16 protein-coding genes, 1 tRNA gene and 1 pseudogene are annotated in these 15,078 nt (G+C 65.6%); 6 read left to right on the top strand and 12 right to left on the bottom strand.

Features of this window, described 5'->3' with window-relative positions; translation table 11 throughout:
• Positions 1–167 precede the first annotated feature (167 nt).
• Complete coding sequence (locus tag ASF58_RS27260) at positions 168–428, bottom strand: hypothetical protein (protein ID WP_055955677.1); 261 nt, start codon at positions 426–428, stop codon at positions 168–170.
• Positions 429–636: 208 nt separating this feature from the next.
• On the opposite strand from ASF58_RS27260, the gene ASF58_RS18200 reads away from it, so the two are divergent.
• On the top strand, positions 637–903 hold the full coding sequence (locus tag ASF58_RS18200) for a hypothetical protein (protein WP_055955674.1): 267 nt from the start codon (positions 637–639) through the stop codon (positions 901–903).
• Between the two features lie 322 nt (positions 904–1,225).
• Here ASF58_RS18200 and ASF58_RS18195 read toward each other — a convergent pair whose 3' ends face one another.
• Together ASF58_RS18195 and ASF58_RS18190 are read right to left on the bottom strand one after the other, a co-directional pair.
• A complete protein-coding gene (locus ASF58_RS18195) occupies positions 1,226–2,806 on the bottom strand; it encodes a DHA2 family efflux MFS transporter permease subunit (RefSeq protein WP_055955670.1) in 1,581 nt (526 codons plus the stop codon).
• Entirely contained in the window at positions 2,803–4,020 is a 1,218-nt protein-coding gene (locus ASF58_RS18190; RefSeq protein ID WP_055955685.1) for an HlyD family secretion protein, read from the bottom strand. The genes ASF58_RS18195 and ASF58_RS18190 overlap by 4 nt, the downstream gene beginning before the upstream one ends.
• Before the next feature lie 75 nt (positions 4,021–4,095).
• Here ASF58_RS18190 and ASF58_RS18185 point away from each other — a divergent pair, with 75 nt between their 5' ends.
• On the top strand, positions 4,096–4,782 hold the full coding sequence (locus ASF58_RS18185; protein ID WP_055955683.1) for a TetR/AcrR family transcriptional regulator: 687 nt from the start codon (positions 4,096–4,098) through the stop codon (positions 4,780–4,782).
• Positions 4,783–5,158: 376 nt separating this feature from the next.
• On the opposite strand, the gene ASF58_RS18180 is transcribed toward ASF58_RS18185, so the two are convergent.
• Positions 5,159–7,321, bottom strand: a complete 2,163-nt coding sequence (locus ASF58_RS18180) for a TonB-dependent siderophore receptor (RefSeq protein ID WP_200930221.1) — start codon at positions 7,319–7,321, stop codon at positions 5,159–5,161.
• A gap of 624 nt (positions 7,322–7,945) precedes the next feature.
• On the opposite strand from ASF58_RS18180, the gene ASF58_RS25280 reads away from it, so the two are divergent.
• Positions 7,946–8,365, top strand: coding sequence for a DCC1-like thiol-disulfide oxidoreductase family protein (locus ASF58_RS25280; RefSeq protein WP_082513167.1), 420 nt, complete (start codon positions 7,946–7,948; stop codon positions 8,363–8,365).
• Between the two features lie 2 nt (positions 8,366–8,367).
• On the opposite strand, the gene ASF58_RS18175 is transcribed toward ASF58_RS25280, so the two are convergent.
• The 4 genes from ASF58_RS18175 to ASF58_RS26560 all read right to left on the bottom strand — a co-directional run bounded on the left by ASF58_RS18175 (position 8,368) and on the right by ASF58_RS26560 (position 10,521).
• Positions 8,368–8,865: a cytochrome P450 gene (locus tag ASF58_RS18175; protein ID WP_162242077.1), complete on the bottom strand. Its 498-nt coding sequence runs from the start codon at positions 8,863–8,865 to the stop codon at positions 8,368–8,370.
• Positions 8,862–9,200, bottom strand: a complete 339-nt coding sequence (locus ASF58_RS18170; RefSeq protein ID WP_280137559.1) for a cytochrome P450 — start codon at positions 9,198–9,200, stop codon at positions 8,862–8,864. Before ASF58_RS18170 ends, ASF58_RS18175 begins: the two co-directional genes overlap by 4 nt.
• Before the next feature lie 63 nt (positions 9,201–9,263).
• A complete protein-coding gene (locus ASF58_RS18165) occupies positions 9,264–10,274 on the bottom strand; it encodes a methyltransferase (protein ID WP_055955661.1) in 1,011 nt (336 codons plus the stop codon).
• A gap of 28 nt (positions 10,275–10,302) precedes the next feature.
• Positions 10,303–10,521, bottom strand: a complete 219-nt coding sequence (locus ASF58_RS26560; RefSeq protein ID WP_162242076.1) for a hypothetical protein — start codon at positions 10,519–10,521, stop codon at positions 10,303–10,305.
• Between the two features lie 59 nt (positions 10,522–10,580).
• On the opposite strand from ASF58_RS26560, the gene ASF58_RS18160 reads away from it, so the two are divergent.
• Entirely contained in the window at positions 10,581–11,603 is a 1,023-nt protein-coding gene (locus ASF58_RS18160; protein WP_244477387.1) for a serine hydrolase, read from the top strand.
• Between the two features lie 227 nt (positions 11,604–11,830).
• Here ASF58_RS18160 and ASF58_RS18155 read toward each other — a convergent pair whose 3' ends face one another.
• Positions 11,831–12,799: an AraC family transcriptional regulator gene (locus ASF58_RS18155; protein WP_082513164.1), complete on the bottom strand. Its 969-nt coding sequence runs from the start codon at positions 12,797–12,799 to the stop codon at positions 11,831–11,833.
• 164 nt (positions 12,800–12,963) lie between these two features.
• On the opposite strand from ASF58_RS18155, the gene ASF58_RS18150 reads away from it, so the two are divergent.
• On the top strand, positions 12,964–13,542 hold the full coding sequence (locus tag ASF58_RS18150; RefSeq protein WP_055955658.1) for a DUF308 domain-containing protein: 579 nt from the start codon (positions 12,964–12,966) through the stop codon (positions 13,540–13,542).
• Positions 13,539–14,201, top strand: coding sequence for a tyrosine-type recombinase/integrase (locus tag ASF58_RS18145; RefSeq protein ID WP_055955655.1), 663 nt, complete (start codon positions 13,539–13,541; stop codon positions 14,199–14,201). The genes ASF58_RS18150 and ASF58_RS18145 overlap by 4 nt, the downstream gene beginning before the upstream one ends.
• 126 nt (positions 14,202–14,327) lie before the next feature.
• Here the strand turns inward: ASF58_RS18145 and ASF58_RS18140 are convergent.
• The 3 genes and pseudogenes from ASF58_RS18140 to ASF58_RS27255 all read right to left on the bottom strand — a co-directional run.
• Positions 14,328–14,401: transfer RNA gene (locus tag ASF58_RS18140), tRNA-Gln, on the bottom strand.
• Positions 14,402–14,565: 164 nt separating this feature from the next.
• Positions 14,566–14,883 (bottom strand): hypothetical protein, encoded by a 318-nt coding sequence (locus ASF58_RS18135; protein ID WP_055955652.1) that lies wholly within the window; start codon positions 14,881–14,883, stop codon positions 14,566–14,568.
• A 66-nt stretch (positions 14,884–14,949) separates the two neighbouring features.
• Positions 14,950–15,078, bottom strand: a pseudogene (locus tag ASF58_RS27255) (glucose-1-phosphate thymidylyltransferase); the annotation flags it as partial.

Here is a 15,078-nt window from a genome sequence, read left to right as displayed (position 1 = left end):
GGGTGGTCGGGGTCCACATGGCAGATCCAGGTCAGGTTTCAGCCCCCTCCTGGAATCACTGCCATCCCGGCCACTCAACCCTGCCTCAGCCCCTTATCGGACGGGCTCTTAGGTTCACGTGTAAGCCGGGGCGGTCGAGCCGCCTTCGGCGGAAAAAGGCTTGCGCCTCAGTGCCGGATGGCGGTTCGCCGAGCGTCATCGTCCCGCGGACCCGCGTCGAACACGGCCCTGCAGCCGGGGCTCAGGCTGGCTTCCTGCGCCCGCATGCAGGCCACGATCCGACCGCGGTCGGGTATCGCCGTCAGGCAAAGGCGCATGACGTCGTCGCGGCACAGAGCCGCCTGCTCTTCCTCTCCGGCCCTGGCACCGGATTGACCGGTTACAAGGATGCCCAGGACCAGGGCGACGTGGAGGAAAGGCTTCGTCATCGTATCGGTCCCGTCTCGGTACGCCCGGGCATCCAGTTCGGGCAGGGTCCGACATGGAACGTTAAGGATACGACTTCGTTCCGTTTAAGCGTCGAGTGTTCCGAAGCCTCGGCATCCGGGGATCAGGCGGCATACTTGATGCTGCATCCGGGCATGGTGACCGCGAGTCCGCCAATGATGCGGATCGGAACACAGGGTATGGACTGACATGCTGGCACGGATCGCGGCGGGCGCCATGGGCGTCATTGTTCTGTTCGAACCCGTCTCGGCCAAGGATGCGGTCGGCGCCCGTGCTCGCGCATGGGTGGCGAGCGTGGTGGAACGCGTGGAAGGCACGGCTGCGCTGGTGGCCGCGACGACCCGTGGGCGAACGGTCCGGACCATCGACGTCCACCTCTGTGTCGCCGCCGATGGCACCGTGCAGGACGTCGCGTTCGGGAACCCGCTTCTTATGGACCCCTGGAAAAGCGTCTGAGGGGGGCGGTCCTAGCCGGTCCGTTCGGCCCGCCACCGAACGCGTTACTCGCCCTCGACGGAACGACCGACCTGGATTTTCCCATGAGGGTGTCCGACCGACGGCAATGAGGGCGGCGGCCTCGATGTGTCCCATCCCAGGTTGGTGACGGCCTCGCCTAGGTGCGCGAGAGGACTGACGCCTTGCCCGCGAAGGTGGGAATCGCCGCGGCACGCAACGTATCCGAAAGGTGTCGTGGCCGACCCGCGCAGGGGGCGGAGCGCAGGCCGGCCACTGATCGCACGGTCACAAGGCGGACAGTGCGATCCGTCGAGCGGCAGGTTCAGTGCGCCTCGATGGGGCCCGCCGTCCGCTGCGGCTTTTTCAGGATGGCGACGACGCCCAGGCTGAGAACGAGGCTGACGCCGACGATGTAGAACCCGTCCGCGTAGGCCATGACGTAAGCCTCGCGGCGAACCTGCTGGGCCAGCATGCCGATAGCGGCGCCCTTCGCGGCCGCCTGGTCGGCGATATGCCCGTGCAGGCCGGCGGCCAGCGCGGCGAGGCGCTCCTGCGTCCGCGTGGCGTTCACGGTGATTGCCTCGGCCAGCACCGAGAAGTGCATGTGCTCGCGCCGGTCGATCATCGTCGAGAGCATGGCAATGCCGATGGAGCCGCCGAGGTTACGCATCATGTTCGACAGCGCCGAGGCGTCGGCCGTGTCGCGCGGTGCGAGGCCCGCCGTCGAGAGCTGCGAGAGCGGGATGGTGAACAGCGGCTGGCCGATGGCCCGCATCAACTGCGGCAGGATCAACTGGTCCATGCCGACGTCGTGGGTGAGGCCGACGTTGATCCAGCAGCTTGCAATGAAGAACAGCGTCCCGGTCACCACCAGCAGCCGGGCGTCGAAGACCCGCATGATCAGGGGCATCATCGGGAACAGCAGCAACTGCGGCAGCCCGGACCACATCACCACGTAGCCGATCTGCTGGGCGTTGTAGCCCTGGATCTGCGCGCAGTAGACCGGGATGATGTAGATCGAGCCGAACGAGACTGCGCCGAGGACCGTCATCAGCACGCACGAGCCGCCGACCGAGCGGTTGCCGAGCACCCGCAGGTTGATGAAGGGCCGCTCGGCCATCAGCCCGCGCACGATGAAGCCGGTGATACCGGCGGCCGCCAGCAGCGACATGTTCACGATGATCTGCGAGCCGAACCAGTCCTTCCGCTGGCCCTCCTCCAGCACGTAGGTCAGCGCCGGCAAGCCGGTGGCCATCAGGCCGATGCCGATCCAGTCGCCCTTCAGGAGCTCGGCCCACCGCGCCGGCACGTCGTCGAAGGCGCCGAGCTGGATGCCCATCGCGAGCGGGCCGAAAATCAGGTTCAGGTAGAAGATGTAGTGCCAGGAGAAGTTGTCGGTGAGCCAGCCGCCCACCGTCGGGCCGATGGCCGGGGCGAAGGTGGCGGTCAGCCCGAACATCGCGATGCCGATGGTCTGCTGGCTCTTCGGCAGGCGCGTGCGCACGATGACGATGGCGGTCGGGATCAGCACGCCACCGGTGAAGCCTTGGCCGGCGCGGAACAGGATCATCTGCGAGAGCGATGTCGAGAGCGCGCAGGCGAGCGAGAAGGCCGTGAACAGCATCGTGTTCACCGACAGGTACCGTCGCAGGCCGATCACCGAGGAGAGCCAGCCGGTGAGCGGGATCACGATGATCTCGGCCATGAGGTAGGCGGTCGAGATCCAGCTTCCCTCCTCGGTGGAGGCGCCGAGCGCCCCCTGGATGTCGGCGAGCGAGGCGTTGGTGATCTGGATGTCGAGAATGGCGGTGAACGCGCCGAGGATCGCGCCGAACACCGCCAGCCAGTCGCGGGCGCTCGCCTTGACCTCAGGCGCCGTCGTGGCCGTCGCGCCGGCGCTCATCGCGGCAGCGCCTCGCTCACGAGCGCCGGGCGCGGCTTGCCCTGCCGAGGCTCGACCCGCTCGACCTCATCCCGTGTATGCACCGTCGCCTCGACCGAGAGGCCCGGACGCAGCCGCGCGAGCAGCGGGTCCCCATCATCCAGGGCGATGCGGACCGGCACGCGCTGGACGACCTTGGTGAAGTTGCCGGTGGCGTTCTCCGGTGGCAGCAGGGCGAACTGCGCGCCTGTGCCGGGCGAGAAGCTCTCGATACGCCCTTCGAACGCGTGTTCGCCAAGGGCATCGACCGTGAAGGTGACGTGCTGACCTTCGACGATCCGCCCGGTCTGGGTCTCCTTGAAGTTCGCCACGAGGTAGATGTCGCGACCCATCGGCACCACGGTCAGCATGCCCGTGCCGGCGGAGACGAACTGTCCGACCCGCAGGGAGCGGTCGCCGACCACACCGTCAACGGGCGCCGTGATGGTGGTGTAGGTCAGGTTGAGCTGTGCCTGCTCGACCTTCGCCTGCGCCGCCTCAAGGCTCGCCTTCGCGCTTCCCTCCAGGGCGCGGAAACTCTCCACCTGCTTCCGGGCTGCATCAAGGGAGGCGATGGCCTTGTCGTGTGCCGCCCGCTTCTGGCGCAGGTCGGCATCCGCCTGCTGCTGGCGCTGCGCCGTGCCCGAGCCGGTCTGCAACAGGTTCTGGTAGCGGGTGTATTCCTTGCCGGCGAAGTCGAGAGCCGCGTCGGTGTTCTCGACCTCGGCCTTCGCGGACTGGACCTGGGCCTGCTGCTGCAGGATGGCGGCGGCGGTGCTGAGGAGCTGGGCCCGGCTCTTCCCGACCTCCGCCTCGGCCTGCTTAAGCATGACCCGATACTCGCGGTCGTCGAGGCGGGCGACGACGTCGCCGACCTTCACCGGCTGGTTGTCGCCGACCAGCACCTCGGCGACGTGGCCGGCGATGCGCGGGGCGACGGTCACCTTGTCGGCCTGCAGGTAGGCATCCTCGGTCGTCTCCAGGAACCGCCCGACCGTCCACCAGTGCCAACCGTAGCTGCCACCACCGCCCAGGGCGGCGAGGAGGAGAGCGGGAAGGATCCAGCGCGCCTTTCGACGCTTGGCAGCCGGTGCAACGGCCTGGTGGCCCGAGGCGGCCGGTGTGGGATTGCCCCCGGTCCCCGTGATAGCGGTCAGAGCTTCCGTTTGGGGAAGATCGCTGGGTCGAGCGTCCATGGTGGTGGCCAACATCAATACGATACGGTAAAGTATCGATATAGGATGAGACCGGACGTGACAAGGAGCATGGTGATGGCTGAGACCTCGACCGCCGAGCCCGAGGCGACATCGAAGCGCGGCACGGGCGGACGGCCGACACGCGAGGAAGCCGCCCGGCGTGAGGCGCGCATCGTGGAGGTCGCCACCCAATTATTCATCGAGCGCGGCTTCGACGGCACCTCCATCGACGCGGTGGCGGAAGCCGCGGGCGTCAGCAAGCCGACGCTCTATTCCCGCTATCAGGACAAGCGCGCCCTGTTCGAGGCGGTCCTGCAGGGCCGCATTCGGGAATGGCTCGCCCCCCTTTCGGCGGCGGCGGAGATGCAGGCTCTCAGGGCCACCCCGAAGGATGCGGCCACGGTGCTGGACGAGCTGAGCCGCAACCTTCTTGCCCGCTCCCATGAACCGGGAGCCGCAGCGCTCACCCGCTGCATCGCCGCCCAGGCCATGCGATTCCCCAACCTTGCCAAACTGGCCTACGAGGAAGGTTGGCTCCGGGGCGTCAGGGCGGTCGGCTGCCTTCTTGGTGTCATGGTCGAGCAAGGCCAGATCGCGGTCGACGACCCCGAAATCGCCGCCGACCTGTTCCTCAACCTCGTCCTCGGGCGGAGTTCGAGGCAGGCCCTGTTCGGCATCGAGGTGGATGCCGAGGCCCAGGAAAGGCGCCGTCGCGCCGCCATCGCCCTGTTCCTCGCCGGCGTCCGACCCGAACCTGCCTGAAGCACGCGAGGACGATACCGATTTTGGGTAAGCGGATTGCGGTTAAAATCCTGCGTCACGTCGCGAAGACCTGCGATGCTCGTCGTGGCGTTGCGGAAATGTCCACTTCGTCGCCCATTCGCCTGAAAGCAGACCGGCAAAAATCCATCCTTCTCGGACTTTGCCGCCTATAGTGATCTATGTCGGTAAAACGACCGATTTCGCCACCTACCAGATATGGTGGTGAGTGGGTGTCTGCCCCGACCAGAGTTGCTCATGTTTCCTTAGGGTGGATTTCAGCTGGTCTGCTTACCGGCAATTCAAACGTTACAGCAGTCGTGGACGCCAAACAGATGGGCGATCCGTCGCAGATGCCCCTTCTTGGCAACGATAGAGGTCAAAAGCGTGCTGCGACACCACCCATGATCGTGCGTGGCGTACCCGGTGTCGCGTAACGGTTCTGGAAGGCGCGGTCGTAGTAGTTCGTGTCGAGCAGGTTGTCGACGTTAAGATAGACCCGCACCTGCGGAGTAATCCAATAGTACGAAATCAGGTTGACGACCGTGTAGTCCGGCAGTCGAAAAGTTGAGAGGGCGGTGCCGGCCACGCGCTGACCGACATGGGTCACGCCAGCGCCGAGGCCGAGGCCACGCAACTCCGCCCGTTGGAACTCGTAGACACTCTGCAGGGCAAGGGTGTCGGCAGGGATGTTGGCGATCCGCGTGCCCACGGGCAGTGTGTTGTCACGACTTACAGCGGCATCGGCATGGGTGTAGGTGCCGATCACCCGCCAGCCGGGTGCCAGATATCCAGCAACGGTCAGGTCGAAGCCCTGGCTGCGTACCTCGCCGGCCGCCACGCTGAAGTTTGGATCGACTGCATCGGCCGTGAGGACGTTGGTGCGCCGAATGTCGAACAGAGCCGCCGTTGCGCTCAGTTGTCCGTCAAGCAGGCTGAGCTTGGCGCCGACCTCGTAGCCCTCGCCTTGCTGGAAAGCGAAGGGGCGTCCAGAGCGATCCGTGCCGGTATTCGGCAGGAAGGAACGGCCGTAGCTGCCGTAGACCGAGACCTCATCGGTGAGATCGTAGGTAAGGCCGAAGCGCGGGGTCGCGACCGTGTCCTGCAGGCTCGTGGTGCGGCCAGTGCGGTAGTCGGTCGAGACGAGGCCGAGGTTCTCCACGCGCACGCCCAGGAGGGCATGGAGGCGTGGGGTGAGGTCGATCTGATCCTGAACGTAGCCGCCGAAGCTCTCGGTGTTCTGCAGGAAGTTCGTGATTGAGGCGAGAGGAGGCCGGGTGGATTGCCCGTAGCGGGGCGCGAGAAGGTCGAGGGTGAAGGGGAAGAGGTTCGCGTTCGAGCGGTCGAAGATCTCCCGGTAGCGGTACGTGTCGTATTCCAAGCCCATCAGCAGAGTATGGCGAAAGGGGCCGGTCTCGAACTTGCCCGCGAGGTTGAGCTGCAGGTCGAGGTCCGACCAGCTCAAGTCGCGATGTTCGAAGGTTCGGCGCAGGGTACGCCCATCACTGAGGACATTCATGGCGCCCACGCCGTCGCCGACGAGGCTCCCACCCAGAGCCTGGACGCCGGCGGTGACCACCCAGTTCTGATCGAGCTTGTGCTCGATGCGGAGTTGGCCGAGGGCGTTGTCGTTGCGCACCGGTGGGATGCCAGGCTCGCCGATGAAGCGGTTACGCGGCAGGGCGCGGGTGTTACCGTTGATCGGCACGACGCCCCGGTCGAAGGTCGCGGTCGTGCTGGCAAACTCGCCCTCTAGGGTGATCGTGGTGTCGGCGGTGGGCTTCCAGGCGATGACGGGAGCGAGGTAGTAGCGGTCGCTATGCACGAAGTCGCGGAAACTTCCGTTGTCCTCCACGGCGCCGGTAACGCGAGCGAGCACCCGGCCCTCCTCATCAAGGGCGCCAGTGGCGTCGAAGATGCTGCGCTTCTGGTTGAAGCTCCCGAACTGCGTGCCGATCGCGAGGGCGCGCTCGGCCAAGGGCTGTTTGGTCACGATGTTGAAGGTGCCGCCGGGATCGCCGCGTCCGTAGAGGAAGGCGGACGGGCCCTTCAGCACCTCGATCCGCTCGATGGACACCACGTCCGGCGAGGGTGGGTAGCCCCGATTGATCGGGAAGCCGTTGCGGTAGTACTCGCCCGTGTTGAAGCCGCGGATCGTGAACTCCGTCAGGCCAAGGCCTGCGAAGTTGTTGGCCCGGCCGACGCCGGCAAGATCGAGGGCGGTGTCGACCCGCGTTGCGGCGGCGTCCTGCAGAACCCGATCCGGCACGACAACGACCGTCTGGGGCACCTCGCGCAGCGGTGTGTCGGTGCGGGTCGCGCTGACGCTGTCCCGTGCAAGGTAGCCATCGACCTTGCGTGCTGTTCCGCCCGCAGGCCCTCCGATGCCGGCCACCGAGAGTTCGTCGAGCTGAACCTCTTGTGAAGCATCTGCGGCGAGCTGGGCTATAGCCGAACTGGGCCCAAAACTGACCAACGAACCCGATTGCGCCACAAGCACGAAGGCAGCGGACGCGGCCAGGGTAGTGCTTCTTTTGGTCATTTCTCTCGACACGATCACGGACGCAAACCAACTTGGATCAATTCGGTCCGTTACGGTCCAGAAACATACGCGGTCAAGTTCGCGGGGATCCGAGCACACATGTCTAGCTTCGAGGTCTTCGAATGTATCTCAGGCCAGGTCTAGAAGCGTTATAATCTGTCGCGTCTCGCAGGAAGTGTGTTGCATGCGCGTAACAGCGGTGAAGGTCGTTCGCGGGTCAGCAGTCCTGTTTGACTTGCATTCGGTTTGTAGCGGCATCCCGACTGCGTACCTCTAACGAACAGCGCAACCGCTGGACGCCCTGACGGTTGGATGGCTGCTTTCATGAAGTGCTCAGAGATGGCCGTATGACCGATGGGGGTCGTAAGCGGAAACTACCCGATCGTTCTCAAATCCGACGTTAGGCAGAATATCCTGTCCGCGAGGGCATGCCCTGGCGGACACCTCGGACGCGCCAAAAAGTCTGTCCGGATGAGCTACAAAGATACACCTGTGATCGTCACCGGCAGGGCCGAAACCCTTCATGGGGTTCGGGGAGCGAAGCGACGAGAGCATGGTCCCGAAGGGACGCACCCTGCTGGCAGCGTCATGGTACTCTGATAGGCTTCATCTGGGACGTTTTCTATGTCGCTGATTTTGGAAGACCGCCCCTGGGTCGTGTTCGATGGTGAATGCGTCCTCTGCAATCGGTTCGTTGGTGTTCTACTCACCCACGAGCGTTCACCGGAGTTGCGGTTTGCGACCACGCGCTCGCGTATGGGACGGGCGCTCGCGTCTCGTCACGGTTTGACCGAGAGCGATCTGGACAAGACCTACCTCGTTGTCCGAGGGCATCAGGCCTGGACGCGATCCGATGCCTGGATCGGACTCATGAGCCTCATGCAGGCGCCACTGGGGTGGTTGCGACATCTGCGCGTGGTGCCGCGATCGTGGCGGGATGCCGTTAACGACGGGATTGCACGCAATCGGTATCGCTGGTTTGGGCGCCATACGATCTGTCAGGTTCCCTCGGCAGAGGCGCGCCATCGGTTCGAGCGCGACTGAGGTCAGTCGACTGCGCGCGTCCAGCGTTGCCGCAGGCCACCACGGGGGCGCAGAGAAAAACGGGCCTCCGGGACCGGATCGGCGCTCTCTGGATGTGGCGTCCAGGTCCGAACGACCGTGGCGATGGCGATCGACACTTCCATCAGCCCGAAAGTCTGTCCGATGCAGACGCGAGGGCCTGCGCCGAAAGGGAAGTAGGTGAAAGGCTGATGGTCTGAATCGAGCCACCGGCGGGGATCGAAGCTCTCCGGATTGGGAAACCAGCGCGCATCTCGTTGGGTGATCCAAGGCACGACCTGAACAACGTCCCCCCGGCGCACCGGCAGCCCGGCGATCGTCACGTCTCGGACCGCCCGGCGTAGGAACATCGTGTAGGCAGGCGGATAGAGTCGCAAAACCTCGCGGACCGTGCCGCTGAGGAGAGGCATAGCCGGTAGGTGGTTTGCCGCAACGGGTCCTGTCCCGCAGACAGCGACGATCTCCTGGCGGAGCGCCTTCACGAGGTCGGGCCGCGGCGCCAGAAGGCGGTCGCGCGTCGGGCGATCGCGTCGGCATAGGCCGACAGGTTTCGGGTCGCAAAGACCGGCAGGACGTGTCGGCGCCTCTCGCGCCAGGCCGGTCCATCCGCCGTCAGAACGTTCTCGCCGTTCCACTGGCGCAGGATCCGCATCAGCCGTTCGAACCTGATGAACTCCTGGGCCTGCCTGGCCATCACGGCTTCGACGTGGTCGGGATGGAACAGCAGCCAGAGCCGGTAGGGCCCGAGCCTCAGGCGCACGGCGTCCCCGTGCCGGGCCTTCATGTCGTCGTAGAAGCCCAGGGGATCGCGGCGCAGGCGGAGCAGGTGATCGGTGCCGAGGGTAGGGCTGAACGGCGTAGCGGCACGCAGCGGGGGGCGTCAGACAAGGCGGCGCTCCTTGGCCTCGCGCACAGGCGAGCGCGTCGAGAAGGGGGCCAGAACAAGCAGCAGCGCCGAACCGAGGAGGACGGCCGCGAAATTGATATGCGACAGGGCCCAGGCGACCGCGTTTGGACCTTGGGCCGCGTAAGACCCGTCGACGTACCGCAAAGTCGTGCCCGGGCGGACGTCCAGGCCCCTGACTCGCCGTTCGAGCCAAGCGGCGAGGAGCGGCTGCCATGACACGGTGGGTGAGAACTCGAACCGTGCCGGCTCGACCGTCCATGGGTGCCAGCGCGGCCACCACTCCGGAACGGCCTCGCGATAGGCCAGCCAATCGGCGGGGAAGCGCTCGAGGAGGTCGTATCGGTGGTGCCATCGGACCATGCCGAGGACGAAGACGAGCGCCATGGCGGCCGCTGCCATGACCCAGGGGTTTGCGAGGACGGCGCCCATGAGCAGCCAGAGCGCGGCCGTACAGGTCTGCATCGGATTGCGGATGTAGGCGTAGATCCCACCCCGGACGAGCCGAACGGTAGGATCGAGGGGGATCGGCGTCCCGCCGCCGCGGAGGGCGAAGAGGTGCGCGCCGGTTGCTCCCAACAGGAGCAAAGGCGCGGCGACGATTGCCGCGGGCACAAGGATCCAGGGTGTCCTCGGCACATCGCTCCAGGACCCACCCATGGCCCGCATGATGAGGGTCGGCAGGAGCGCGAAAGCAAGCCAGCCATAGCCGAAGGCGAGCAGGGTGACGCGTGCACCGAGCCTGCGGTTTTCGGCGGTCCAGCGTGCGAGGAAGAGCGCCGGGATATGTGCGATCAGGAAGACGACGAGTACGCCTGTGAGCCAATCTGAGCCTGCATGCACGAACGGTCGCAACGACGAGAACAGCGGCGCATGGAGGCAGACGACGATCGAACCAGCCAGCAGGACGGGATTGGTCTGCGGCGCCGCGAGGAACAGCACGGGGCCGAACAGCAAGGCTCCTCCAAGCAGGATATCGAACGGCATGCCTGCCAGCATCAGGGCGCCGCCCCCGTTAGTGCCACCACCCGGCAGCAAGGGCGACCTGATGGGCGACAAAGATCGTTCCCATGCCGTAGAGTAGGGCAAAGAGCGCCGCGATCCGGCGGCGGTCGTCGCCCTCCCGCTTCATCAACCAGCCAGCGCCAGCCAGCGGCCCCAGAAACAAAGCCCAGCGCAGCGCCCAGAGGGCTGGTTCGGGCCATGCGCCGTTCGGAAGATAGGAAGCGATCACGCCAGTACCGCGCGCACGACACCCTCCGCAACGTTGACCGTCTGTTTCCGACGCGGGTCGTGGCGGCCTCCGCACGGCCGGCCGCCTTTCGGATCGCGCGGAAGCAGCTCGGACAGATCAAGTTCGCCGTCGGCGACCGGACTTACGACCTCACCGACTTCCTCGCTGTAGATCGGGTATCCGGGATGATCGTCCTGAAGGACGGCGAAGTCGTCTACGAGACCTACCAGCTCGGCAACACGCCGGGCACCCGCTGGACCTCGATGTCGATTGCCAAGTCCGTCACGTCGACACTGATCGGCGTAGCGGTCAAAGAGGGTCTCATCGAAAGCTTGGATGAGCCGGCGACGAAGTACGTGCCGCGGCTCAAGGGTAGCGCCTACGACGGCGTAAGCATCCGCGATGTGCTAATGATGTCGTCCGGCGCGAAGTGGAACGAGGCCTACACCGATCCTCGATCCGACCGGCGCGATCTCCTCAAGGCGCAGGAATCTCAGCAGCGCGACGCCGCCATGGATGTCATGGCGAAGCTGCCCCGCGCGGTCGAGCCCGGAACGAAGTTTAACTACAGCACCGGTGAGACCCAGGTGGCTGGCGAGATTCTTCATGGCGCTATCAAGGGTCCTCTCGCCGACTACCTTTCGGAGAAGATCTGGAAGCCCTACGGCATGGAGGTCGAGGCCAGATGGTGGCTGGACTCGCCCGGCGGGCTCGAGATCGCCGGCAGTGGCCTGTCGGCGACGCTGCGCGATTTCGCGAGGTTCGGCCAGTTCTACCTCGACGGCGGCGTGGTCGAGGGCAGGTCGATCCTGCCCGACGGATGGCTGCAGGAAGCTAGCACCGCCAAGATCCTGAAGGGTGGCGCTCCGCTGGACTACGGCTACATGTGGTGGATCGCCACCTCGGCTCCGGCACGGGCCGACAGAGCATTCATGGCCCGGGGCATATTCGGCCAGTTCGTCTACATCGACCCCAAGGAGCGCGTCGTGATCGCCGTAACGAGCGCGGCCTCAAAACCTCAGAACCTTCAGCTGATACCGCCTCAGGTGTTCTTCGACGCCGTCGTGGACGCTTTGAAGTAGCAGGAGCGGCGATCGCACGGATCTACAGTCTCAAGAAGCAACGGAGTAGAATTTGCGCGCTCTTTGAGAGTATTGCTTCGCAGCAGGCGTTCCATTCCAGCCAGCTTCTGCAGGACATGGGACGTCCTTTTTACGGGTCTTATACCCGAAGGCGGACCAGCAGATTTCCACCCAACCCGGTCATAGAGCAGACAGGCAGGCGTCGACCAACCGAGCCGTACAGACTGCTATGATGGCCGCGCAAAAGCGGACGTAGGCGTGGGTTCGACCCGCTCAGCCCCCTGCCGCAAACCACCGTCCTGCTCGCGCGATCCGGAACCGCTCGGCGGCGCAGGTTCGTCCCGCGGCGGGTATCCGAACATGGCCTTGTAGGCGCGGCTGAAGGCTGCCTCCGACGCGTACCCGACGCGCAATGCGATCTCTCCGACACGCGCCTCGCGAGCGACCAGCATGCCCCGGGCGAGCGTAAGCCGCCACTCGTTCTGGTAGCGCAGGGGCGAGCGCCCGACGAGTGCCGTAAATCGGTCGCTGAAGCTCGATCGCGACATGCCGGCCGCGTCCGCCAAAGCCTTGATGCCCCAAGGATGCGACGGGCGCTCGTGCATGACCTTCAAGGCCCGGGCGATGCGGGCGTCCGAGAGCCCTCCCAGCCATCCGGTGGTGTGCCCGCGCCGCACCCAGGTCCGTAGGGTGCGGATGACGATGACGTCGATGATCCGCGAGATCATCAGGGCCGCGCCCGGCTCGTCGTCGGTCACCTCGACCATCAGGAAGGGTACGATGCCCTCCAGCCACCCCGCCCCCTCATCGCGCCGGATGTGGATGCGCCCGGGCAGGGCCGAGACCATGCCGCGCAGGGCGTGGGGATCGAACCAGAACCGACAGACGATCACCGAAGCGTGCGAGGCGGAGGCCACGAGCCTGGCCCCTCCGAGCCCGCGGGACAGAAGCACGAGATCGCCCGTGTCGATGATGACGCGCTCCGCGCCGTCGCCCTCCACGTGGAGCGAACCCTCGGCGACCACGATGACATGGGCGGCCCCAACCTCCAGGTCCAAGATCCCTGACCGCTCGACCTCATGGGACCGGACGTAGTCCCCGGTGAGCCGGATCTGCGCCAGGACGAGGGAGAGGAGGTCGCCGGCGACGCTCGGTTCATCCTCCGGAACGGTCAAGTTTTCCAGCGATCCGGTCATGGGTGTCATCGGTGTCCGTTTGTAAAAGTGCCTTCCGAGGCGAGGCATATCCCCCTGGAAAGACACCGGTTTCACGAAGTCCGGCGTTTCGGTCGCCGGCGTCCTCCGCGTGATTGCGGGTCGTGCCGATTCTCCGCCTTGCCGCGCACCCAAAGGGAACCACGATGACGATTATCCAAAGACCCGGCCATGACACTTCGCGCTGGCTGAGTTCCTATTACTTCCTCCGTGCCGGAATATCCGTCGGCTGGGTCGCTGCCGCCTTCACCATCGGAAAGGCCATGCCGGCGGCCGCGGCGGTGCTTCTCGTCGCCTATCCCGCCTGGGATGCCGTCGCCAACGTCATCGACGCGCGTCGCAGCGGCGGCCTGACGGCCAATCCCAGCCAAGCCCTCAACGCGGCCGCCAGCACCGTCGTCGCCGTCGCAGTGGCGCTCGCGCTCGGATGGGGCATGCACGCGGTGCTGGCGGTGTTCGGGATCTGGGCGATCCTCTCCGGCCTGTTGCAACTCGCGACCGGCGTGCGGCGCTGGCAGGCGGGCGCCCAGTGGGCGATGGCGCTCAGCGGAGCGCAGTCGGCCCTTGCAGGCACGCACTTCATCCTCAAGGCGAACGGTGCCTTGATGCCGGCGATCACGGACATCGCTCCCTACGCCGCGTTCGGCGCCTTCTACTTCCTGGTCTCGCCCGTGTGGTTGACCGTGGCGCAGGCGCGGAAGGGAACGACGGAACGGACCGCATGAACCATCGCGGCGCCGACGCCGCCGGCTGTCTCCCATTCATGGCTTGGCGGGATCGCCTCGCTCTCCGCTCACGCCGACAGGCCGACTATGCCTGGAGCGTCCTTGCCCGTGTCCTCTCCTGGGCGCTCGACCGCGGGCTAATTCTGGCCAACCCCTGCGAGAAGGGTGGCCGCCTCTACCGAGCGACGCGGACGGAAAAGGTCTGGACCGATGCCGATGAGGCTGCGTTCCTCGCCTCGGCGCCCCCTCACCTGCATTTACCGCTGATCCTGGCTCTCTGGACCGGCCAGCGCCAAGGCGACCTCCTGCAGCTTCCCTGGGGCGCCTACGACAGCAACACGATCCGCCTGCAGCAGGGAAAGACCGGTGCACGTGTCGTGATTCCAGTCAGCAGCGTGCTGAAGCTGGCTCTTAACGCCGCCCCGCGCCACAGCCCGGTGATCCTGCTCAACTCGGAGGATCGGCCCTGGACCAGCGATGGCTTTCGCTCCTCGTGGGGGAAGGCCTGCAAGGCGTGCGGCATCGCAGGTCTGACCTTCCACGACCTACGCGGAACTGCTGTGAGCCGCCTAGCACTGGCTGGATGCTCTGAGGCGGAGATCGCGACGCTGACCGGGCACTCGTTGAACGACGTTCGGTCTTGGATGCTTACTACCTGAGCCGTGATCCGGCGCTTGCCATCGCGGCCATCAGGAAGCTCGAAACCAGAACAGCTTTTCCCGACTGGATGCCCGACAGGGCCTAACTGTTCTCAGACTGAAGTGGAAAAAGCGTAGTTAAATCAGTGGCTGGGGGACCAGGATTCGAACCTGGACTAGAGGAGTCAGAGTCCACTGTTCTACCGTTAAACTATCCCCCAACATCCTCGCGTGGCACGAGGCAGGATCCGGTTGTTCGTCGCAAGCCCTGCCGAGGGCTGGCGGTTGAGACCCGGTCCGTTCCGGTGCAGGGGCGATAGCATGGCTTTCCGGACCGATGCAAGCCCACATCTGAACGCCTGCTCATGAGGCGATTCGCACTGCTTCAGGCGCTGCCCGGCGGTTCCAGGCGGGCCTCGATCATGCCGAGGGTGCGCAGGATCGCCAGGGCGACGATTTCGCAATCGGTATCCCCCTCCGGCGTGGCCGGGAGAATCGCCACGGTGCTGACTTCGTCGTCCGTCAGGAACCCGACCACGACCTTGTAGACATCGCCCTCCGGAGCGCTCTCGTCGTGGACGAGGCAGACGCGGCAGCCATGCGCCTCGCCGTAGACGCGCTGGGTCAGGACCTGGACGCGACGGGGATCGGTTGCTTCCGTGCGGCGTGGGGCGCCGAAGGTGGGGCGAATGATGTTGTCCATTTTCGCTCCTATACCCGACCGTCCCCGCTTCGGGGAGGCCCCTCCCCGCTCCGGTCCTGTGTGCGCTCAACGAGTCAGGAGTCCTTTTGGGTCTTCGTGTGCGAGTTTGAGGAGGTTCTGTCCGTAGGCGGTTTTGGCGAAGAGCTTGCCGCGGGCGACGAGCTGGTCCTTGCCGATGAAGCCCTGCAGGTAGGC

Source organism: Methylobacterium sp. Leaf125 (genome assembly GCF_001423085.1).
Lineage (GTDB): Bacteria > Pseudomonadota > Alphaproteobacteria > Rhizobiales > Beijerinckiaceae > Methylobacterium.
This window is presented reverse-complemented; position numbering and strand designations above follow the sequence as displayed.